Origin of the sequence: Streptomyces sp. YPW6, assembly GCF_018866325.1 — a bacterium.
GTDB lineage: Bacteria > Actinomycetota > Actinomycetes > Streptomycetales > Streptomycetaceae > Streptomyces.
In genome coordinates this window covers 6,859,054-6,880,364 of sequence record NZ_CP076457.1, presented here as the reverse complement: position 1 = coordinate 6,880,364, position 21,311 = coordinate 6,859,054, and the positions used below count along the sequence as shown (strand labels likewise).

General features: G+C 73.8%; 14 protein-coding genes and 4 pseudogenes. 11 read left to right on the top strand and 7 right to left on the bottom strand.

Annotated features, from left to right (window positions below; translation table 11 throughout):
- Positions 1–17: 17 nt before the first annotated feature.
- A complete protein-coding gene (locus KME66_RS30220; RefSeq protein ID WP_216328037.1) occupies positions 18–4,274 on the bottom strand; it encodes a bifunctional nitrate reductase/sulfite reductase flavoprotein subunit alpha in 4,257 nt (1,418 codons plus the stop codon).
- A gap of 383 nt (positions 4,275–4,657) precedes the next feature.
- Between KME66_RS30220 and KME66_RS30215 the strand changes: the two genes are divergently transcribed.
- From KME66_RS30215 to KME66_RS34615, 4 genes and pseudogenes are all read left to right on the top strand, one after another.
- Complete coding sequence (locus KME66_RS30215) at positions 4,658–5,398, top strand: class I SAM-dependent methyltransferase (protein WP_216328035.1); 741 nt, start codon at positions 4,658–4,660, stop codon at positions 5,396–5,398.
- Complete coding sequence (locus KME66_RS30210) at positions 5,395–6,588, top strand: pyridoxal-phosphate dependent enzyme (RefSeq protein ID WP_216328033.1); 1,194 nt, start codon at positions 5,395–5,397, stop codon at positions 6,586–6,588. Before KME66_RS30215 ends, KME66_RS30210 begins: the two co-directional genes overlap by 4 nt.
- Positions 6,585–7,808, top strand: a complete 1,224-nt coding sequence (locus KME66_RS30205) for an ATP-grasp domain-containing protein (protein WP_216328031.1) — start codon at positions 6,585–6,587, stop codon at positions 7,806–7,808. Before KME66_RS30210 ends, KME66_RS30205 begins: the two co-directional genes overlap by 4 nt.
- A gap of 10 nt (positions 7,809–7,818) precedes the next feature.
- Positions 7,819–9,047: pseudogene (locus tag KME66_RS34615) on the top strand (MFS transporter).
- A 12-nt stretch (positions 9,048–9,059) separates the two neighbouring features.
- Here KME66_RS34615 and KME66_RS30195 read toward each other — a convergent pair.
- Together KME66_RS30195 and KME66_RS30190 are read right to left on the bottom strand one after the other, a co-directional pair.
- Positions 9,060–9,617 carry a sigma-70 family RNA polymerase sigma factor gene (locus KME66_RS30195; protein WP_073225101.1) on the bottom strand — a complete coding sequence of 186 codons (558 nt, stop codon included), beginning with the start codon at positions 9,615–9,617 and terminating at the stop codon, positions 9,060–9,062.
- 374 nt (positions 9,618–9,991) lie between these two features.
- A pseudogene (locus tag KME66_RS30190) lies at positions 9,992–10,665 on the bottom strand (hypothetical protein).
- A gap of 229 nt (positions 10,666–10,894) precedes the next feature.
- Between KME66_RS30190 and KME66_RS30185 the strand changes: the two are divergent.
- The 4 genes and pseudogenes from KME66_RS30185 to lnt form a co-directional block, all read left to right on the top strand.
- Positions 10,895–11,908, top strand: coding sequence for a ferric reductase-like transmembrane domain-containing protein (locus KME66_RS30185; protein WP_216328029.1), 1,014 nt, complete (start codon positions 10,895–10,897; stop codon positions 11,906–11,908).
- 80 nt (positions 11,909–11,988) lie between these two features.
- Complete coding sequence (locus KME66_RS30180) at positions 11,989–12,858, top strand: universal stress protein (protein ID WP_073224667.1); 870 nt, start codon at positions 11,989–11,991, stop codon at positions 12,856–12,858.
- Positions 12,859–12,923: 65 nt separating this feature from the next.
- The gene (locus tag KME66_RS30175) at positions 12,924–13,421 is read left to right on the top strand and encodes a nuclear transport factor 2 family protein (protein WP_216328028.1); all 498 of its coding nucleotides are present in this window, start codon (positions 12,924–12,926) and stop codon (positions 13,419–13,421) included.
- Positions 13,422–13,550: 129 nt separating this feature from the next.
- Positions 13,551–15,347, top strand: a pseudogene (lnt, locus tag KME66_RS30170) (apolipoprotein N-acyltransferase); the annotation flags it as partial.
- Here the strand turns inward: lnt and KME66_RS34610 are convergent.
- Positions 15,342–16,166: pseudogene (locus KME66_RS34610) on the bottom strand (Gfo/Idh/MocA family protein); the annotation flags it as partial. The pseudogenes lnt and KME66_RS34610 sit on opposite strands and share 6 nt — an antisense overlap.
- Before the next feature lie 609 nt (positions 16,167–16,775).
- On the opposite strand from KME66_RS34610, the gene KME66_RS30160 reads away from it, so the two are divergent.
- Complete coding sequence (locus tag KME66_RS30160) at positions 16,776–17,252, top strand: hypothetical protein (protein WP_216328026.1); 477 nt, start codon at positions 16,776–16,778, stop codon at positions 17,250–17,252.
- Between the two features lie 92 nt (positions 17,253–17,344).
- Here KME66_RS30160 and KME66_RS30155 read toward each other — a convergent pair whose 3' ends face one another.
- Complete coding sequence (locus KME66_RS30155; RefSeq protein ID WP_216328024.1) at positions 17,345–17,818, bottom strand: hypothetical protein; 474 nt, start codon at positions 17,816–17,818, stop codon at positions 17,345–17,347.
- A 106-nt stretch (positions 17,819–17,924) separates the two neighbouring features.
- A protein-coding gene (locus KME66_RS30150; RefSeq protein ID WP_253208508.1) for an IS5 family transposase occupies positions 17,925–18,772 on the bottom strand; the annotation gives its coding sequence in 2 pieces (ribosomal slippage) (positions 17,925–18,487 and positions 18,487–18,772; 849 coding nt in all).
- Between the two features lie 99 nt (positions 18,773–18,871).
- Here KME66_RS30150 and KME66_RS30145 point away from each other — a divergent pair.
- The gene (locus tag KME66_RS30145) at positions 18,872–19,501 is read left to right on the top strand and encodes a class I SAM-dependent methyltransferase (protein WP_216328023.1); all 630 of its coding nucleotides are present in this window, start codon (positions 18,872–18,874) and stop codon (positions 19,499–19,501) included.
- Between the two features lie 144 nt (positions 19,502–19,645).
- Positions 19,646–20,492 (top strand): IS5 family transposase gene (locus KME66_RS30140; protein WP_253208625.1). Its coding sequence is split into 2 segments (ribosomal slippage): positions 19,646–20,013 and positions 20,012–20,492, totalling 849 coding nucleotides; the frame shifts between segments, so codons are not numbered across the junction.
- An 81-nt stretch (positions 20,493–20,573) separates the two neighbouring features.
- Here the strand turns inward: KME66_RS30140 and KME66_RS30135 are convergent.
- Positions 20,574–21,257: a uracil-DNA glycosylase gene (locus KME66_RS30135; protein ID WP_073225095.1), complete on the bottom strand. Its 684-nt coding sequence runs from the start codon at positions 21,255–21,257 to the stop codon at positions 20,574–20,576.
- Positions 21,258–21,311: the final 54 nt, after the last annotated feature.

Here is a 21,311-nt window from a genome sequence, read left to right as displayed (position 1 = left end):
CGTACTCCCTCGTCCCGTCAGTACACGTCCCGTACGTATCTGCGGTCCGAGGCTAGCTGTTTGACCTGGGCGGTCGCGGCGTCGGGGTCGAGCCCCCCGTGGGCGACGGCGATGTCACGCAGCGCCCGGTCGACGTCCTTGGCCATACGGGAGGCGTCACCGCAGACGTAGAGGTGGGCGCCCTCGCGGAGCCAGGACCAGAGCTGGGCTCCGTGCTCGCGCATCCGGTCCTGGACGTAGACCTTGGCCCGCTGGTCGCGGGAGAAGGCGGTGTCCAGTCGGGTGAGGGTGCCCGAGCGGCTCATCGCGTCGAGCTCCTCCCGGTAGTAGAAGTCCGTGGCGCGGTGCTGCTCGCCGAAGAACAGCCAGTTGGCGCCGGGGTGGCCGAGTGCGCGGCGTTCCTCCAGGAAGCCCAGGAACGGGGCGACTCCCGTGCCGGGGCCGACCATGATCATCGGGGTGGCCGGGTCGGCGGGCGGGCGGAAGCGGTCGTTGCGCTGGACGAAGACCGGGACGGGGCTGTCCGGTCGGCCGTCCGCGAGGAACGTGGAGGCGACGCCCTTCCGCGTCCGGCCGCGGTCGCTCCCGAAGCGGATCACGGAGACCGTGAGACGCATCCGGTGCGGGTCCTCCAGCGGGCTGGAGGCTATCGAGTACAGCCGGGGCCGCAGCGGTCCCAGGACCTCGGCCCAGGTGGCGGCCGTGGCCCGGACCGGGTGCTCGGCCAGCACGTCGACCGCCTGGCGCCCCCACGTCCACCGGTCCCGCTCGCCCTTGTTGCCGGGGCGCAGCAGCTTCTTGAGGGACCGGTCCCCCGTGCGCTCGGCGACCAGGCGCAGCAGGTCCGGGGTGATGCGGGTGATGTCGAGGTGGCGGTGGAGGGCCGTCTCCAGCGCGACCGTGCCGTGCCCCTCGACGTCCACCTCGGCCGCGGGGTCGAGCCCGGTGACGGCAAGCCACTCGGCCACCAGGTCGGGGCAGTTGCGCGGCTGTACGCCGAGGGCATCCCCGGCCGTGTACGTCAGGGGCGTGTCGGCGTGACGCGTGTCGATCGTGAAGGCGCGGACCTCCTTCGTGGCGCCGGGCCGGCTCAGGAGGCGGTTCGCGGTGAGGAGGGCGGTGACGGGTGCCGCCCTGGAGGGGCGGGCGGGCTGGTTGCCGGCCGGGGGCGCCGTCGCCGCTGCGGGCCTCGTCGGCGGCGCCGTGGCCTCCGGCCCCGAGGTGCCCTCCGGTGGCGTCGCCTCCAGTGCCACCCTGACTTCCTTGAGCCACTGGCCGAAGGGCTGCTCGTACTCCGGTTCGCAGTCGGTGCGCGGGACCAGCCGCTCGGCGCCCAGTTCGCCCAGGCGTTCGTCCAGGCGGCGGCCGTGGCCGCAGAAGTCGTCGTACGCGGAGTCGCCGAGCGCGAGTACGGCGTAGCGGACGTCTTCCAGCCGCGGGGCTTCGGGGGCGTTCAGCGACTCCCAGAAGCCGGAGCCGTTGTCGGGGGCGTCGCCGTCGCCGAAGGTGCTGGTGACGACGAGGACGTCGGCCGGGCTCGGCAGTGCGGCGGGCGTGCCGTCGTCCATGCCGAGGAGCGTGGTGCGGTACCCCTCGGCGGCCAGCGTCCGGGCGGCCGTCGCTGCGGCCTCCTCGGCGTTGCCGGTCTGCGAGGCCCACAGGACGACGACCGGGCGGCCGCCCTGTTTCTCCGGGGTGCTCTCCGGTGGCGCGGTCCCGCTCCCGGGTCCCGGGGGGTCCGGGAGCCGGGAGTAGGCGCCGGCCAGCACTCCGTCGACCCACAGGGCGTGGTCCGGGGCGAACGGTGCGTCGGCCGGAAGCACCGGGGTGCCTGCCGGGCGGGCGCCGAGGCCCGCCAGGAATCCGGCCAGATAGCGGCGTTCCGCGTCCGTCAGGTCCGGTGGGGCGGTCTCCGGCAGCCCCAGGGCTCCCGCCAGCCCCGTCAGATCGGCGAGCCCCGTCCGCTCTCCCGATCGCGTGGGCCGCCCCGTAAGCCCCATCCGGTCCGCGAGCCCCGCAGCGTCCGCACGAGCCGTCCGGTCCGGCGTGGCGGGAGCCGGCCGCACCGCCGGAGCCGCGACCTTCGCCAGCCGGACCGCGCACACCTTCAGTTCCGGCTGGAACGAGATCGGATCGACCGCGTCGTTCGTCACGGCGTTCACGCCGAGGTACTCGCCGAACAGGTCGTTCCAGTGGAACGGCGCGAAGCACTCCCCCGGCGCGACCCGGTCCGTGATCCGGGCCGGGAGCACCGCGCGGCCGCGGCGCGAGGCGACCTCGACGCCGTCGCCCTCGGCCAGTTCCAGGGCCGTCGCGTCGTCGGGGTGGATCTCCACGAAGGGGGCCGGGTCCAGCCGGTTCAGTCTGGTGATCTTCGCGGTCTTGGTGAGGGTGTGCCACTGGTGCTGGAGCCGCCCGGTGTTGAGGAGGTGAGGGAAGTCCTCGTCGGGCAGCTCGGCCGGCGGCAGGTGCGGGCGGGCGTGGAAGACGGCTCGGCCGCCGGGCAGCGGGAAGGCGAGCCTGGGCACGCGGCCGTCGGACCGTACGGTCAGCTCCTGGCTGACGCCGTCGTTGAGGTAGCGCACCGGGTTGCGGGCGGGCCCTTCGACGTCCGCGCTCGGCCACTGGACGGGCGTCTCACGCAGCCGCTCGTACGTCACGCCCCGCAGGTCGTAGCCGGTGCGCGGGTTCCAGGCCCGGGTGATCTCGGCGAAGACCTCCTCGGCGCTCGTGTAGCCGAAGGCGTCCTCGTACCCCAGGGCGCAGGCGACCTCGGCGATGATCCGCCAGTCCGGCCACGCCTCGCCGGGAGGGTCGGTGGCACGGCGGGAGAGGGTGAGGGTGCGCTCCGAGTTGACCATCACGCCCTCGGACTCGGCCCAGAGGGCGGCGGGCAGGACGACATCGGCGTACGCGTTGGTCTCGGTGTCGGCGAACACGTCCTGGGTGACGACGAATTCGGCGGCCTCCAGGCCCTCGATGACGGTCCGGCGGTTGGCGACCGAGGCGACCGGGTTGGTGCAGATGATCCAGCAGGCCTTGATCTCCCCCTCGGCCATGCGCCGGAACATGTCGACGGTGCCGCTGCCCGAGCCGTCCGCGCGCAGGGTGCCGGTCGGGACGCCCCACAGCTCCTCGGTGAAGGCGCGGTCCTCGTCGGACAGGACCGATCGCTGGCCGGGCAGTCCGGGTCCCATGTAGCCCATCTCGCGGCCGCCCATGGCGTTGGGCTGGCCGGTGAGCGAGAACGGTCCGCTGCCGGGGCGGCAGATCGCGCCGGTCGCCAGGTGCAGGTTGATCAGCGCGTTGGTGTTCCAGGTGCCGTGGGTGGACTGGTTGAGCCCCATCGTCCAGCAGCTCATCCACTCCCCCGCCTCGCCGATCCAGCGGGCCGCCTGCCGGATGTCGTCCTCCGCGATGCCGGTGATCCCCGCGACGACGGCGGGCGGGTAGTCGCGGAGGAAGGCGGGCATCCGCTCCCAGCCCTCGGTGTGCTCGGCGATGAAGGCGGGGTCGGTGTGCCCGTTCTCGACGAGGAGGTGCAGCAGGCCGTTGAGGAGGGCCAGATCGGTACCGGGCCTGATCCGCAGGTGCAGGTCCGCCTTGGCGGCGGTCGCGTTGCGGCGGGGATCGACGACGATCAGCTTCGCTCCCGCCTTGACGCGCTCCATCATCCGCAGGAAGAGGATCGGGTGGCAGTCGGCCATGTTGGCGCCGGTGACGAGGAAGACGTCGGCGTGGGCGAAGTCCTCGTACGATCCGGGCGGCCCGTCCGCGCCGAGGGACAGCTTGTAGCCGCTGCCCGCGCTCGCCATGCAGAGCCGGGAGTTCGACTCGATGGTGTTGGTCCGCAGGAACCCCTTGGCCAGCTTGTTGGCGAGGTACTGCGCCTCCAGCGTCATCTGGCCGGAGACGTACAGGGCGACCGCGTCCGGGCCGTGGGTGTCCAGCACGGACCGCAGCCGGCGCGCCGTCTCCGCGATGGCGGCGTCCCGGCCGAGCGGGGCGGGCTGCTCGCTGCGGTCGGCGCGGGCCAGGGCGGTGGTCAGCCGGCCGGGGGCGGCGAGGAGGTCCGCCCCGGTCGCCCCCTTGGTGCACAGCCGTCCGGCGTTGGACGGGTGCGCTTGGTCGCCGGACGCCTTCACGACGGTGCGGCGGCCGTCGGGTCCGGCGGCGACGTCGAGGACGATCCCGCAGCCGACACCGCAGTACGAGCAGACCGTACGCACCCGGTCGGTGGCGGGGGCGTCCGGCGGCGGGGGCGGCACGGTCATGTGCGGGGCCCTTCGGGGGCGGGCGTTCCCGGAGGGACGCGGGGCGGGCGGTGGTCGCTCCCGAATCTAGGAAAGGCCCGTTACCCAGGGATGACACCGGGCTGACGACGCCGGTTACGTCGCCTGCACACCGGCCGGGAACCGCCCGTGAGGCCCTTCCCGCGCGCCGTGGGGCCCGGTCCGTCGGGCCCGGTCCGTCGGGCCCGACGGACCGGCCGGTGATCACCCGGGAACTTCCCGGCCGGGGCGGCCGACTACTGAAGAGACACCGGGTGCGGACGGCCTCCCGGTGACGCAAGCGGCGGCCGGTGCGACGGCACGGCCGCCGGAACGACCGCCGCAGTACACCCACGGGGCCCGGGCCCGGGAGGAGACCGCGAGGCATGCACTGGTACGAGGACGACGCGCTCTGGTCGGATTTCGCCGCGACGATGTTCCCACCGGCACGGGCCGGGTCCGCCGCCGCCCTGGTCGCGTCCTCCCCGCTGCTGGACTTCCCGCCGGGCACGAGAGTCCTGGACCTGTGCTGCGGCCCCGGCCTCTTCGTGGTGCCGCTGGCGGGCCGCGGGTACGAGGTGACGGGCGTCGACCTGTCCCCGTCGATGCTGGAGAGGGCCCGTACCGCCTGCGACGCGGCGGGCGCAGCCGTCCGGCTGGAGCGCGCCGACATGCTCACGTACCGGGAGCCGGGCGCCTTCGACGTGATCCTGAACGTCTTCACGTCCTTCGGCTACTTCGACGAGGCCGAGGACAACCTGCGGGTGCTGCGCAACGCCCGTGAAAGCCTCGCACCGGGCGGGCAGCTCCTGGTGGACGTGATGGGCAAGGAGGTGCTGGCGGGCTGGATCGGGCGGCCGAAGGCGGTCGACCTGCCCGACGGCGCCTACGTCGTCCAGCGCGACACCGTCCTCGACAGCTGGCGGCGGCTGCGCACCGACTGGACGCTGGTGCGCGGCACGACCGCCCGCACCGCCTCCATCACCTCCTGGCTCTACTCGGCGGCCGAGCTGCACGCCCTCTTCGAGAGCGCGGGCTTCACCGACGTGGAGTGCTTCGGCGGCTTCGACGCGTCCGGCTACGACCAGCACTCGGACCGGCTCGTCGTGCGCGGGCGGCGCACGTGAGGGCCGGGGCGGACGCCCGTCCGCGCAGTTCCACCGCCGCGGTGGTCCACGGCCACATCACCGACGCGGTGAAGACCCCCGACCTGGTCCGGCTGACCGACGACGTCGTCCTCGCCCGCTTCGAGACGATGAAGGTGTACGCGGCGCTCGGCGCGGTCCGTTCACTGCTGCGCCGGGGCCGGGTGGTCCCCGGGCAGACCCTGGTCGACAGCTCCAGCGGGATCTACGCGCTGGCCCTCGCCATGGCCTGCCACCGCTACGGGCTGCGCTGCCACATCGTCGCCTCCACCACCGTGGACGCCACGATGCGGGCGCAGTTGGAGATCCTCGGCGCGACGGTCGACGCGATGCCGCCCTCGCAGAGCCTGCGTCTGGACCAGGAGCTGCGCGTCCGGCATGTGCGCCGGCTGCTGGCCGAACGGCCCGACTTCCACTGGATGCGGCAGTACCACGACGGGATCCACCACGAGGGCTACCGGGAGTTCGCGGAGCTGCTGGCCGGGGCGCTGCCGGAAGGTCCGCTGACCGTGGTCGGGGCGGTGGGCACGGGTGCGTCGACCGGTGGACTGGCGCGTGCGCTGCGGGAGTCGGGGCGCCCGGTGCGGCTGGTGGGCATCCAGCCGTTCGGCAGTGTGACCTTCGGGAGCGAGCGGTTCGAGGACCCGGAGGCGATCATCGCGGGCATCGGCAGCTCGATCCCGTTCGGGAACGTCCGCCACGAGCTGTACGACACGGTCCACTGGCTGGACTTCCGCCATGCGATGGCCGGGGCGGTCGGACTGCTGCGGGAGCACGCGGTGTTCGCGGGACTCTCCACCGGAGCGGCCCATCTGACGGCCTCCTGGGAAGCGGCCCGCGACCCCGGGCGGCTGCATCTGGTGCTGGGCGCAGACACCGGACACCGGTACGCGGAGCGGGTGTTCGCCCGGCACGCCGAGGCCCTGGACCCGGCGGGACTGCGGCCCCGGACGATCGCTTCGCCGGACGACCTGCGGCCGCCGTGGTCGGTGATGGAGTGGGCCGGGCGGGGCGCTCCGGAGGCCGCCAGGACCGCCGAGGGGACGTGGGCCTCCGAGGGGGCCCGGACCGCCGAGGGCGATGTCCCTTCCCCCTCCTCGTCCCCTTCCTCCCCGTCGCCTTCCCCGTCTCCCTCCCCTTCCTCCGTACCGAGCGTGGAGCTGCTGCCATGACGATCGTCGCACTGGAGTCCCTGTCCTTCGGTCTGGGGCGGATGGCGGAGGCCGCCGCACGGGCGGGGCACCGGCTGTGCCTGCTGACCGGTGACCGTGCGGTCTACCGGCACGAGTTGGCGGTGCTGCCGCCGGACGCGCTGGACGTCGTCGATACCGACACGTGGGACCAGGACGCCGTCCGCCGGGCGCTGGCCGCCGTGCCGGACCTGGCCGGGCTGATCAACACGACGGACACCTGGAGCCTGCCGGCCGCCGAACTCGCCCGCGAACGCGGACTGCCGGGGCCGGATCCGACGTCCGTGGCGCTGCTCCGGGACAAGCGCCGGGTCCGGGAGACGCTCCACGCGCGCGGGCTGAGCCGCAGCACGGCCGTAGCCGTCCCGCCGGGTCCCGAAGGCGCCGGGGAGGTGCTGCGGGCAGTGGGGCTGCCCGCGGTCCTGAAGGACTCGGCGGGCACCTCGTCGCGCCACGTGTGGGTCGTGCACGACGAGGAGGACCTGCACCGGGCCCTGGCGGACGCGGCCGGACAGCGCCTGACGGGAACGCTGTTCGCCGAGGCGTTCCTCGCCGGTCCGCTGTACAGCGCGGAGACCCTCAGCTGGGACGGGACGACCCGGCTGCTCGGGGTGCTGAGCCGCCAGACGTCCCGGGCCGCGGTGGTACGGGAGGAGGCGGCGGCGTTCCCGGTGGCGCTGCCGGAGGCCGAACGGGCCGGGATCGAGACGTGGGTGGGCCGGGTCCTGGCGGCGGCCGGGCACGAACGGGGCTTCGCCCATGTGGAGTTCATCCTGACCGCCGACGGACCCGAACTGGTCGAGATCAACCGGAGGATCGGTGGTGCGCTGGTCGGCGAGGTGCTCTGCCGCACACTGGGGACCAATGTCTACACGGCGATGACGGACGAGGCGCTGGGCCGCCGCCCGGCGCTGCTGGACGCCCCGCTCGACGCCGAAGGCCCCGCGTACGGCTTCGTGTTGGTGTACCCGGAGCGGCCCGGAGTGCTGAAGGGCTGGCTCGGTCTCGACGAACTCGCCGCGTTTCCCGGGTCGGTGGAGTGGTTCCCGGTGCGTGAGCCCGGCGAGAGCGTGGTCCACGTCGGCGACCAGCGCGGCTGCACGGGCATGGTGCTGGCCGAGGGGCGGACGGCGGAGCTGGCCCAGCACCGGGCGTGGAGCGCGGCCGTGCGGGTGCGCCCGGTCGTGGCCGCGGCGCCGTGAGCACGGTGCGGTGAGGCCGCTGCCCGCGAAGGCGTCCCCCGAGTCGCGTGTGCGGCGGCCGTTCTCCGGTCCTCAGCGGTTCCTGCTGGCGGGCTCGTTCCTGATCACGCTGGGCAGCTTCGCCGTGCTGCCCTACGTGTCGGTGCTGCTGCACCAGCGGCTGGGCATCGGCCTCGGCACGGTCGGCCTCGTGCTGGCGGTGGCCTCGCTGATCCAGTTCGCCGGGGGTGTGGTCGCGGGTCCGGTGGTGGCGCGGATCGGGCTGCGGCACTCGATGCTGCTGGCGCTGGCGCTGCGTACGGCGGGGTTCGCGGCGTTCGTCCCGGGGCTGACGCGCCCGGTGCTCGCCGTCGGGGCGCTGCTGCTGGTGTCGGCGGGCGCGGCCCTGTATCTCCCGGCGAACAAGGCGTACTTGGTGGAGGGGGCTCCTGAGGGGGGCCGCCCGCGGCTGCTGTCGGCGAGCAGTTCGGCGTTCAACGCGGGGATGGCGCTCGGCCCGCCCGCCGCCGCGCCGCTCGTGCTGGGCTCCCCCGGGGTGCTGTTCGCCTGCGTCGCGGGGCTGTTCGCGCTCGTCGGGGCCGGGCACGCGCTGCTGCCGCCGGGGCGGCGGACCGGGGCGAGGTGCCCCGGTCCGCCGCCCCGGACCGGGTGCCGGACGCGCCGCGCCCGGGGCCCTCGCCGTTCGTGGTGACCGTGCTCAGCGTGTACGCGTTCATGTTCTTCCAGCACTATCTGGCGCTGTACGCGGTCCCGCGGACGTCGGCCGCCTTCTACGGGGCCGTCCTGACGGGGTACGCGGCGCTCCTCGTCGTCGCGCAGCCGCTGCTGGCGGAACGGGTCGCCGCGCTGAGCTACCCGGCGGCGCTGCGGTGGGGGTTCGGGGCGATGGCGGCGGGCATGGCGGCGATCGGCGCGGGAGGGCACGCGGGGATCGCCGTGGGCGGGGTGCTGCTGTGTCTCGGGGAGATCGTGCTCTTCCTGAAGAACGACCTGGAGGCGCTGGCCCGTTCGGTCGCCGCCCCGGCGAGCGTGTTCGGGCGGCAGCGGCTGGCGGCGGGCATCGGCGCGTTCGTCAGCGGGGTGGTGGGCGGTCAGCTGTACGGGGCGGCGGAGGCGGCGGGTTCGGCGCGGGGGTTCTGGGCGGTGGTGTGCCTCCAGTGCCTGGTGCTGCCGTCGGCCCTGCTGCTCCGCCGCCGTACCGCCCGGGACCGTGCGGGGCCCCGGGCGGAGGGTGCTTGAACCGGAGGCCCCCTAACCTGCTGTGACGAGGTCGGCCGGGCCGGCCGGTTCCCCGCGCCACAGTCCGGCGAGTTCGCGGCGGGCCCGCGCCACGCGGGAGCGGACCGTGCCGACCGGGCAGCCCGCGGCGGCCGCGGCCTCCTCGTAGGACGCGCCCAGCAGTTGGGTGAGGACGAAGGCCTGGCGGCGGGCCGGGTCCAGCCGGCGCAGGGCGTCCAGCACGGCCGCGGACTCGTCGAAGCCCGGCAGATGACGGGGCTGGGCGCGTTCCGCCGCGGTCTGCCAGTCCGCGGTGTCGGCGGCCCGGGGGCGTACGGCGGCGGCCCGGTGCCGGTCGATGACGACGCGCCGCGCGATCGACATCAGCCAGGTCCGGGCACAGGAACGCCCCGCGAACCGGGCCAGTCCGCTCATCGCCCGCAGGTAGGTCTCCTGGGCCAGGTCGTCGGCGCCCGGGGAGTCGGAGCTGAGGTAGGCGACGAAGCGGCGCACGTCCTCGTAGGTCGCCCGGACGAAGCGGTCGGCGGCCTCCCGGTCCCCGCCGCCCGCGGCCAGCGCCCAGTCGGTGATCTGGCCGTCGTTCCGGCGGGCGGCCGGGACCCGGGGGCGGGGCGTACGAGTGGCGGACGCGCGGAGGACCGGCGGCCGGGAGACGGGGGGCCGGGCGGTCGGCGCGCCGGCCGGCGGTGGTGCGGGAGCGGCGGCGGACCGTACGCCGGCCAGGGGTACGGCGGGTTGCGCTGCGGTCGGTGGTGCGGGTGCGGGAGGTGTCACGGCAGTCCTTCGCGTCCTTGCGGAGCCGGGGCAGCGGTCGCCCGGCTCCGGTGACCGGTTCCGCTCCGGACGCGCCGCGGGGGCGGGGCCCGGTGAACCGGCATGCCTGTCACGGGTGTGCGCGAGGGCGCACACCCGTACCGCCTCCGGCGCGCGGAGGACGGATGAGGTCAGAGGGAGCGGAGGCCCGGCGGGGGCCCGCGCCGCGACAGGGTGTGCAGGGCGAGAAGTTCCGGGGACGGCGGCCGGCCCGACGCCGGGTGCGCCGCCGGGCGGGCGGTGCCGGGGCGGGCGGCGTCGCGGCCCACAGGCGCCAGGCCGTCCGCAGCGGGGCGCGGACGAAGAGCACCAGGCAGCGGCCCAGCCGGGTGATGGCGACCTCGCCGCGCCACAGCCACCAGCCGCAGACCAGCCCGGCCAGCGCGTGGGCGAGGGCCATCCCGAGCGTGAACACGGCCCCGTCGAACGCGGCCAGAAGGCCCATCAGGTCCGACGGGCCGCCGATCGGGACCTCGTGCGCGGAGTGGTCCATCGCGCCCGCCGCGTGATGCCCGCCGCCCGCGTGCCGCGCGCCCGCGCCGGGCGGCGCCCACGGTCCGGCGCCGGAGAAGACAGCGTGCAGTCCCAACTGGCCCAGGACATGGGCGGCGACGGTCACGGGAGCGCTTCGCCGCCGCGCGGCGAGCCACCATCCGGCCCCGCACACCGGCAGCAGCGAGGCGGCCTGGACGAGCAGGGGCAGGGGCGCGCCGGACATCAGCGCATGTCCGAGTCCGGACACGGCGACGCACACGACCGCGAACAGCGCCGTGCGCCCGAGTCGGAGTGCGGTTCCGGCCCCCATGGCGGTCATGGTGCCAGCCGCACCCGCCCCGGCGAGAAGGGCACCAGATGCCGAAACAACGGGAGTTCACCTCGTTTGCCCCACCGGCACCGCAGCGTGATCCATGTCACACGACAATGGAGGGAACTTTTCTCTCCCGCCGCCCGACTGCTCCAACAACGCGTCTGCGTGCGCCTCGTGGCCCGGGGCCGCCGCACCCGCCCCCCCACCCCCGCACCGAAGAGGCCGCATGACGAATCCGCCCCCCGCCCCCGAACCGGCAGCGGCCGCAGAGACGTCCGAAAGCACCGCACCCGGCGACCGCCAGGTCCCCGGGCCCCGCCTGCCGGGAGAGCCGAGACGGCCGACGCTCCGCTCGGATCTCCGGTCCTCGTGGCCCGACGGGCTGGTGGCGCTCGTCATCACCGCGGCGCTCTTCGTCCTGCTCTACGTGCGCATCCGCAACAAGACCTCCTCCACGGTCACCGTGATGCCGTTCATGGCCGACGCGGGCGGCTTCTGGATGTACTTCCTCAGCCAGGCGTTCGGCTGGTCCGCGCTGCTCTGGGCCTGGGGCACGGTCATCCTCGGGCTGATGCTGTCCGGGCCGCGGCCGGGCCGCCTGCCGCTGTCGGGCCCCCGGCTGGAACGCCTGCACCGCACCACCAGCCTCAACACCATCGCGCTGATCGCGGCCCACGCCCTGCTCTTCGCCGCCGAGCTGGTCCGCCACGACACGGCCGCCTGGAACTCCGCCGTCGCCACCGCCTTCGTGGAGGCCTTCGTCCCCGGCGGCTACGACTCCGGGACCGGGCAGGTCGCCATCCCCGTCGGCCAGGCCGCGCTCTACCTCGCGATCCCGCTCGGTCTGCTCTTCTACGTGCGCCACCGCATCGGCCCCAAGACCTGGCGGGTGCTGCACCGCTGCGTGATCGTCGTCTACGTCCTCAGCGTCTGGCACACCCTGCTGTACGGGACCAACGTCTGGTACGACGGCTGGTTCCGCACCAGCGTCTGGCTGCTCCAGCTGCCGATCGCCGCGCTGCTGCTCCTGCGGCTGCTGCGGCCCGCCCGCCGCTCCGAGAAGCTGCCCGGCCGGCCCGGGACGACCGCCGGGGCCCGTACGGGGTGGACACTGCGGCTGGGCGGGCGGCTCGTGGTGGCGGCGATCGTGGTCGCCCTGGTCGCCGTGGTGGCCAGTGGCAGGGACGGCGGGCGCAGCGTGCCCCCGCAGGACACCTCCTCCACCCACAACCACGACTGACGGACCACCGGACCACCGGCCGCGGAGGGCGTGGGGTACCACGGGCGAGCGCTGTCGGCCCGGCGACGTACGCTCAGGGCATGACCACGCATGATCTTCCCGTGATCGCCGCCGTCGACGGCTCCACGCACAGCCGGCAGGCACTGGACTGGGCCACCCGCGAAGCCGTACGGCGCGGACTGCCGCTGCTGATCGTCCACGTCCGCCCGCTCACCCGGCAGGTCGACGAGGAGACCGGGCGGCGCGAGGCCGATGCGCTCCTGGCCGAGTCCGTGCGCCGCAGCGCGCTCATCGCCCCGGAGCTGCGGCCGTCGACGCTGGCCCCGCTGGACTTCCCGTCGGCGGCCCTGGTCTCGCTGGGCCGGGACGCGTCGATGATCGTGGTCGGCTCACGCGGACTCGGCGGCTTCCGCTCCCTGATGATCGGTTCCAACAGCCTCGCCACCGCGTCGATGGCGAGCTGTCCCGTCGTCGTGGTGCAGGACGACCGCCCCGAGGGGGACGACGGCAGGGGCGCGGACGCGGACGCCTTCACCGACATCGTGGCGGGGGTGGCCGCCGACGAGAGCAGCGAGGCGGTCCTGGAGTTCGCCTTCGCCACCGCGGCCTCACGGCCGGGTGCCCGGCTGCGGATCGTCCACGGCTGGACGATGTTCTCCTCGATGCTCGCGGGCGGCCCCGTCCTGGACCGACGGGAGGCGGCGGGGTCCGCCGCCCGGACCCTGGCCGAGCTGACCTCGGGCTGGCACGAGAGGTATCCGCAGGTGGAGATCGTCCGCGAGCCGGTCAACGGCTCCGCCTCGCGCACCCTGGTGACCGCGTCGGCGACGGCGGCCCTGACGGTGATCGGCCGCCGGAGGGGCGGCGAATCGCTCGGGCTCGGGCTGTCCCCGGTGGCGCAGACGGCGGTCACGCATGCGCTGGGGCCGGTCGCCGTCGTCCCCTGCTGAGGCTGTTCCGCCTCCGTGGACGCAGGCCCCTTGGCGTGGCGGGCGGCTTGACCGAGACTTGACCGATGACTCAGCGTGCGGCGCTCGCGACCGTGATGGACCGGCTCGCCATCGACGCGGTGATCACCGGATACGCGGTGGCCGTCGACGACGGGGCCTGGTCGGACTACGACGCCCTGTTCACCCCGGACGGCCGCGCGGACTACCGGGGCGCGGGCGGGGTGGAGGGCCCGGCCGGGGAGGTCGCCCGGTGGCTGGAGGAGACGATGCGTCTCTTCCCCGTACGCCAGCACCTGATCGTCAACCGCCGGATCGACCTGGAGGACCTGGGCGGTTACGCGGGTGACCGGGCCGAGGTGCGGGCCGACTACCTCAACCCGATGTGCCTGGCCCGGCAGGCGGCGGACCGCCCGGACGGAGCCCCTCCCGGCCGGTCCGGCACCGCCACGCCCGACTTCGTGACCGGCGGCCGCTACACCTTCACGCTGCATCGAGCGGAGGCGGGCTGGCTCATCCGTACGGTCACCGTCCACGAGAAGTGGCGCCGGGCACCGGGCCCGTAGAGCCGCACGCCGTGCCCCGCTCGGCCCGCGTCCTGTGTCCGGCGGGGATCACCTCCCCCACACTGGGTACCCAGGGGTCGACGCGGCGGTGGCGGTCGCCCGCCCGCGCAGGACCGAGGAGGGCACGGCATGCGAATCCGCGGCGGGCGTCTCCGGGTCGGCCGGAACGCGGCCGACACCTCCGGAAGCAACGGCTCCGGCGGTGGCGGGCCCGTCGGCGGGCCGTCCGGGGGCGCCCCCACCGGGAGCCACACGACCGGAGGACCCACGCCCGGCGGCGGGCCGCCCGGTGACAGGCCGCCCGGAAACGACACGACCGGGAGCGACCCGACCTGGGGCGGCGCGGCCGGGGGCGACACGGCCGGGAGCGACGCGGCCGGGAGCGAAGCGGCCGGAGGACGCACGTCCGGACCCACCTCCGGAGGCCGGTCCTCGGCGGGCGGCCCGGACTCCGCCGGCGCGGGCCGGCTCGTGTCCCCCTGGCCGCGGGCCGCCGCGCTGCTGCTCGCCGGGGCGCTGCCCGCCCTGGCCTTCCCCGCACCCGGGCTCTGGTGGTTCGCCTACCTGGCGCTGGTCCCCTGGCTGTTGCTGATCCGCACGGCACGCTCGCCGCGCCGCGCCGTGCTGGACGGATGGATCGGCGGGATCGGGTTCGTCATCGCCGTGCACCACTGGCTGGTGCCGAGCCTCCATGTCTTCATCGTGCTGCTGGCCGCCCTGCTCGGGCTGCTCTGGGCCCCCTGGGGGCTGTTGGTGTCCCGGCTGCTCGGCGGCTCCCCCTCCGCGCGGCGCGCCGTGGCCGCCGTGGTCGTCGTGCCCTCCGGGTGGCTGCTGATCGAGCTGGTGCGGTCCTGGGAAGGGCTCGGCGGGCCCTGGGGGCTCCTCGGCGCGAGCCAGTGGGAGGTCTCCCCCGCCCTGCGGGTCGCCTCGGTGGGCGGGGTGTGGCTGGTCAGCCTGCTCGTGCTGGCGGTGAACACCTGCGTGGCGCTGCTGATCGCCGCTCCCCCCGCCCGTAGGACCGCCGGGGTCCTGCTCCTGCTGTGCGCCCTGTCCGTCACCGCGATCTGGGCCTGGGCGCCCCGGCCCGGATACGCGGACACGGTCAGGATCGCCGTCGTGCAGCCGGGGATCGTGGCGGGGCCGGGAAGCGTCGCGCGCCGCCTCGACCGGGGCGAGGAGCTGACCCGCGCACTGGCGGGCCGGGGGGTCGACCTGGTGGTGTGGGGCGAGAGCAGCATCGGGGCAGGAGTGTGGGAGCGCCCGGAGACCGCTCGGCGGCTGGCGGAGCTGTCCCGCCGGGTCGGCGCGGATCTGCTGGTCAATGTGGACGCCCGGCAGACGGACGGCTCGGGGCGGTCGGGGATCTTCAAGTCGGCGGTGCTCGTCGGTCCCGACGGGCCGACCGGCGACCGCTACGACAAGATGCGTCTGGTCCCCTTCGGCGAGTACGTCCCGGCCCGCTCCCTGCTGGGCTGGGCGACGTCCGTGGGGAAGGCGGCGGGCGAGGACCGGCTGCGCGGCGACCGCCAGGTGGTGATGACCGTGCCGGACGGGGAGCGGGGGCTGCGGATCGGCCCGCTGGTCTGCTTCGAGACGGCCTTCCCCGACATGAGCCGCAGGCTGGTGCGCGACGGTGCGCAGGTGCTCGTGGCCCAGTCCGCCACCTCGACGTTCCAGGACAGCTGGGCCCCGGCCCAGCACGCGTCGCTGGGGGCGCTGCGGGCAGCCGAGAACGGCCGCCCGACGGTCCACGCCACACTCACCGGGATCAGTGCGGCGTACGGGCCCCGGGGTGAGCGGGTGGGCCGCCCGCTCGGCACGGGCGCGAGCGCGGCGGAGGTCTTCGACCTGCCGCTGGCCCGCGGGGAGACGCTCTACGGACGGTTCGGCGACTGGCCGGTGTACGGGGCGTTCGCGGCGCTCGCCCCGGCGGACGGCGTCGAGGAAGGCGTGCACGCAGGCCTCGATGCCGCGCTGCCGGGCCACCGGCACCCAGTCACCGCGCCGGCGCACCGAGGGCCGCCCCTTGTGGTCGACGATGTCGGCGAGGTTGAGTACCTGTCGTTTGGTGTCCTGGCCGGAGACTTCGAGGATCTCCTCGGTCGATCCGTTCAGCCGGTTCATCATGCCGATCGCGGTGAACCCGTCGCCGGACAGCTGGAGCACCACGTGGTGCATCAGACCGTCCACGATCCGGGCCCGCACAGTGGTGTGGTCGACGGTGCCCGGGGCCAGGAAGCGCAGGGTGTCGACGACATGGATGAAGTCGTCGAGGATCATCGTCCGGGGGTCCTCGGGCAGCCCGACCCGGTTCTTCTGCAGGAGGACCAGTTCACGCGGGTGCTCAGCGCACTGCGCGTAACCCGGGGCGAAACGGCGGTTGAAGCCGACGGCGAGGCTCACCCCGCGTTCCTCGGCGAGGTTCACCAGCCGTTCGGACTCGGCGTACTCGTAGGCGATCGGCTTGTCGACATAGGTGGCGACACCGGCGTCGAGGAGGCGTTCCACGATCTGCGGGTGCACGGCGGTCGGGGCGTGGACGAAGGCCGCGTCCAGCCCGGCGCCGAGAAGGGAGTCGAGGGTCTCGTGCCGTCCCTCGTCCGGAACCCGGTGGGCGTCACCGACCGCCCGGAGCGTGGCGGGGGTACGGGTCTGCAGGTGCGGTTCGACCCCCGGTACGGCGGTGAGCACCGGCAGGTACGCCTTCTGCGCGATATCGCCGAGTCCGATGCAACCGATCTTCACGAGGGTCTCCCTGTCGCCGTGCCGGGCCGCTGTGCGCGGCTGTGCGCGCCCGGGCAGCATACGTCGCCGCCACCTCGGGCCCTGCTGCCGGCCGGCCCGCAAAACCCCTGGCCAGGCCCATGTTCAAGGACCACCCTGTCCCCATGACTTCTGCCGGACGCCCAGAAGCCGCGATCAACGCCGCCGAGGACCCGCTGCCGGAGGGCCGGCCGGACCACCACCGCGAGACGCCCATGGCGCAGTGCGCGGGGCTCGCGGACACGCGACCGGGCCGGGCGTCCATGCCGCCCTCCGCGTTCAGAGCCACCGGGCCCGGATTCTCCCCGGGCCTCCGACGGGCCCGGTCCGACGCCGGTGGCGCCGTCCCCGGTCGGCACGGTGCGGTGCAGTGCGGGGTGCTGTGCACGGTCGGAGGCGCAGGAGGCCGTGCACGGTCGGCACAGTGCGGTGCACCGTCTCTGGTCCGTGGGGTGCGCCGCCCCCGGTCCGTGCGGTGCGCCGGCCCCGGTCGGCACGGTGCCGGGGCGTCGTGCTGACCGGGTCACTCGTGCGGGCCATTCCCCGCCCACCGGGTCCCCCGGAGCGGGCTCGCAGCGCAGAGTTACCCGGGTGCAGAGAACCAGAATCACCGCGCGGCTCCTGGCCGGGTTGGCGGTCACCGCCGTCTCCGGATGCGTCTCGGTGGGGCCCGGGACCGCTCCGTCCCCGCCTCCCGGTCCGGGAACCACCGGGTCGGCCCAGGACGTGGCTCCGCAGGTCGTGCAGCCGCCCGGCCACGAGGAGCTGGCGGTCGTACCGGATGCGAGCAGGCCGTCCGCCCGCGCCGCCTCCCCCGCGCCTCCGGCCGCGGGTTCCCCCTCGGAAGCCGGGCGTGCCGGACCCGCGGGTGCCGCCCGGCCGCCCGGGCGCGCGGATCCGCCGCGGCGGCGGGCACCCGACCGGGCTCCGGGGGTCCCGTCCGTCGCCGTGCCGGACCTGCCAGGCGTCCCCGGCGGCGCTGACGTGTGCGCGCTCGGCCGCGGATACGGCGGCTGGCCCGCGGACAGCCCGCAGGCCCGCATCTGCTCGGAGGCGTACGGCCACTGACACTCCTGCCCGCCTGCCCGCCTGCCTGCCCGCCTGCCCGCCTGCCTGCCCGCCTGCCCGCCTGCCCCGGGGATCCTGTCGGCTCCCCGGGGTCACTGCTCCCGCAGACGGAGCTCCAGGCGGTCGATCGCCGCGCGGACCCCGCCGCCGTACCCGTCGTCCGCGAGGGCTTCGGCGGCGGCGCGGGCCCGCTGAAGGTGGATGCGGGCGGAGTCGGGGCGCTGAAGCTTGAGGTAGTCCGCCGCGAGGTTGAGATGCAGTGAGGGGTAGAACGCCCGGACGGCCGGAATGTCCTGGTGCTCCGCCGCCCATCCGCATGTCGCCCCCTCGGCGGCCGTCAGGGCGCGCAGGTCCCAGGCCAGCTCGTCGCCGGGATCGTCCTGGGTATCGGCCATGTAGTGCGCGAGGGTGCAGCGGTGGAGCGCGTCGCCGTCCGCTCCGAGCTCCGCCCAGAGCGCGCCGAAGCGGTTGCGGGCCTCCTCCCGGTCGCCTCCATGGAGCAGCATGATCGCCTGGCCGATCCTGGTCATGACGGCGTCCTCGGACGCCTCCTGCTGCTCCACCACTGCGGTCTCCTCGTCGCGCGTCCAGCCCGTCCAGCCCGGCCCCCGTCCGGCCGGCCACCCGTCCGCCCAGCGCCAGGCCCCTGGCAGCGGGCTTCCGTACCCGACGCTAGCGCCTGTCTGACAAATGATTACCCGTGGACTCGCGGAGCCAGAGGATCAAGGAAGCCAGGACAACTCCGGCACGGTAGCGGTCGCCGGGCTTGTCGAACCGGGTCGCGATCGCGCGGAACTGCTTGAGGCGGGCGAAGCATCCTTCGACGACGTTGCGGTCACGGTAGGTGACCTTGTCGGAGGCCGGCGGTCGGCCGCCGAGGGCTCCGCGTCGGTGGCGGTTCGCCGCCTGGTCCCGGCGCTCGGGGATCGTGGCAGCGATGCCCCGGCGCCTCAGCAGATGGCGGATGGCCCTGCTGGAATATGCCTTGTCACCCAGCACACGGTCCGGTGTCGTGCGCGGACGGCCCGTGCCGAGGCGCGGGGTGCGAATGCCGTCGAGGACCTGGCCGAACGCCGTCGCGTCGTTGACGTTGCCGGGCGTGAGCACAATCGACAGGGGCAGGCCCCGGCCATCGACGGCGAGATGGACGTTGGTGGTCAGTCCGCCTCGGGAGCGGCCGATGGCCTGGCGCGCCTGCGAGCGGCCCGGATCTTCCAGTTCGTCCCCGTTCGCATCCCCTTTTTGCGGGCGCCGACTGCGTGCTGGTGGACTCGGTTGATGGTGGAGTCGACGGAGACGCTCCATTCCACCCGGCCCACCGCGTCATCGCGGACCTGAACGTGCTCCAGCAACCGTGCCCAGGTGCCGTCCGCCTCCCAGCGGGCGAACCGCTCGTAGACGGTCTGCCAGGGCCCGAACCGGTCGGGAAGATCCCGCCACGGAGCCCCGGTCCGCAGCCGCCACAGCACCCCGTTGACCACCTGCCGGTGATCACGCCACGGACGGCCCCGTCCGTCCACCTGAGGCTAAAGGGGCTCTATCCGCCTCCATGCCGCATCCGTCAACTCACCTCGACCTGCCACAAGATCAATTATCAGACCGGCTATATAGTCCTGCCCGTGGCGAATCGTCAGGACGAGACCAGGACGGCCTACGACGGTGTCGTCGAGCTGTACTCATCGCTGTTCGCAAACCGGCTGGAGACACAGCCCTTCTCCCGGGCCATGATCGGCACCTTCGCCGAACTGGTGCGCGCGACGGGCAACCTGCGGACAGCGGACGTCGGGTGCGGGCCCGGACATCTGACAGCCATGCTGCACGAACTCGGCCTGGACGCCTTCGGACTCGACCTTGCCCCCGGCATGGTCGACCACGCCCGGCAGGCCCATCCGGCGCTGCGCTTCCAAGAGGCGCGGATGGAATCCCTGCCGATCGAGGACGCCGCGCTCGGCGGCGTACTGGCCCACTACTCAATGATCCACACCCCTCCGGGAGAACTACCGGAGCTGCTCGCCGAACAGGTACGCGTCCTGGCACCGGACGGTCTGATCCTGGTCTCCTTCTTCGGGACTGACGAACTAGAACCGGTCCGGTTCGACCACAAGGTGGCGCCCGCCTACAGCTGGCCGGTGGATCGCCTCGCCGAACTGCTGGGCGATGCTGGGCTCGATCCCTTCGCCCGGCTGCTCCACGATCCAGCCTCTGATCGGGGCTTCCTCGACGCCCATCTACTGGCCCGCCGTTCGTAGCCACTGCCCAGTCCCCCCCAGCCGATCGGCGCACCTCCGGATTGCCAGCTCAGCCGAATCTCGCTGATCAGACCGGAATTGTCAGTCACCCCCTAGAGATCGTCTTCAAAGGTGATCAGGTGATGAGGGATCATGCTTGTCATGGTGCGTCGTCATGAGCTTTCGGATGCCGAGTGGGCTGTGCTGTCGCGGTTGCTGCCGAGTTCGGGGACTGCGGGGCGGCCTCGTTCGGACGACCGGCTGGTACTGAACGGCATCGTGTGGAAGCTGCGGACCGGATCAGCCTGGCGTGATGTGCCGGAACGTTATGGCTCCTGGCAGACCTTGTACACACGTTTTCGCAGGTGGGCGCTGGACGGGACGTTCTCGCGCATGCTGCGGGCCGTCCAGGCGGAGAAGGACGCGGCCGGGGACATCGACTGGCTGGTGTCGGTCGACTCCACCATCGTTCGGGCCCACCAGCATGCCGCCGGCGGCAAAAGGGGGCGGTCGACAGGGACGAAGCGGGTGATCACGCCCTCGGCCGATCCGTGGTGGACTGAGCACGAAGGTCCACCTGGCCTGCGACGGGCGCGGCCGTCCTCTCGGCTTCGTCCTGTCGGGCGGCAACGCCAACGACTGCACCCGCCTCGAGAAGGTGATGGACTCGATCAGCGTGCCCAGAGTCGGGTCCGGGCGTCCACGCTCCCGGCCCGACCACGTGGTCGCCGACAAGGGCTACAGCTCTCGAAAGATCCGCGCCTACCTGCGACGACGCGGCATCCCCCACACGATCCCCGAACGCGCCGACCAGATCCTGGGCCGGCTGAACCGCAGCACACGCGGCGGACGGCCGCCCGGTTTCGACCGGTGCATCTACCGCCGCCGCAACGTCGTCGAGCGCTGCTTCAACCGCCTCAAGCAGTGGCGCGGACTGGCCACCCGCTATGACAAAACCCGCGAGTCCTACCAGGCGGCCGTCACCATCGCCTCCATCATGCTCTGGATCTGACCTTTGAAGACGATCTCTAGCGCCGGGCTTCCCCGCAACCGGTCAGACACGGGCGCGGGGATGCCACCGCGGGGGATTCCGTCAGCCGAGGTCGGGGATCCGCCAGTCGATCGGCTGGTGGCCCTGGGCGGCCACGGCCTCGTTGATCTGCGTGAAGGGGCGGGAGCCGAAGAACTTCTTGGCGGACAGCGGCGAGGGGTGCGCGCCCTTCACCACGATGTGGCGCTCCTCGTCGATCAGGGGCAGCTTCTTCTGCGCGTAATTGCCCCAGAGCACGAAGACCGCCGGGTCGGGCCGGTCGGCGACGGCGCGGATCACGGCGTCGGTGATCTTCTCCCAGCCCTTGCCCTTGTGGGAGTTGGCCTCGCCGGCCCGGACGGTGAGCACGGCGTTGAGCAGGAGGACGCCCTGCTCGGCCCAGGGCATCAGATAGCCGTTGTCGGGGATGGGCAGGCCCAGCTCCTGCTGCATCTCCTTGTAGATGTTGCGCAGCGACGGCGGCGTCCTGACGCCGGGCCGCACGGAGAAGCAGAGCCCGTGCCCCTGGCCCTCGCCGTGATACGGGTCCTGGCCGAGGACGAGGACCTTCACCCGGTCGTAGGGCGTGGCGTCGAGGGCGGCGAAGACCTGCTCGCGCGGCGGATACACGGGCCCCCTGGCCCGCTCCTCCTCGACGAAGTCCGCCAGCTCCTTGACGTACGGCTTCTGCAGTTCTTCGCCGAGGACGCCGCGCCAGGAATCGGGCAGCAGGTCGATATCGGTCACGTCCACAACCTCCGGTGAGCAACAGGTTCTTGATCCAAGAACCTACCGGCCACC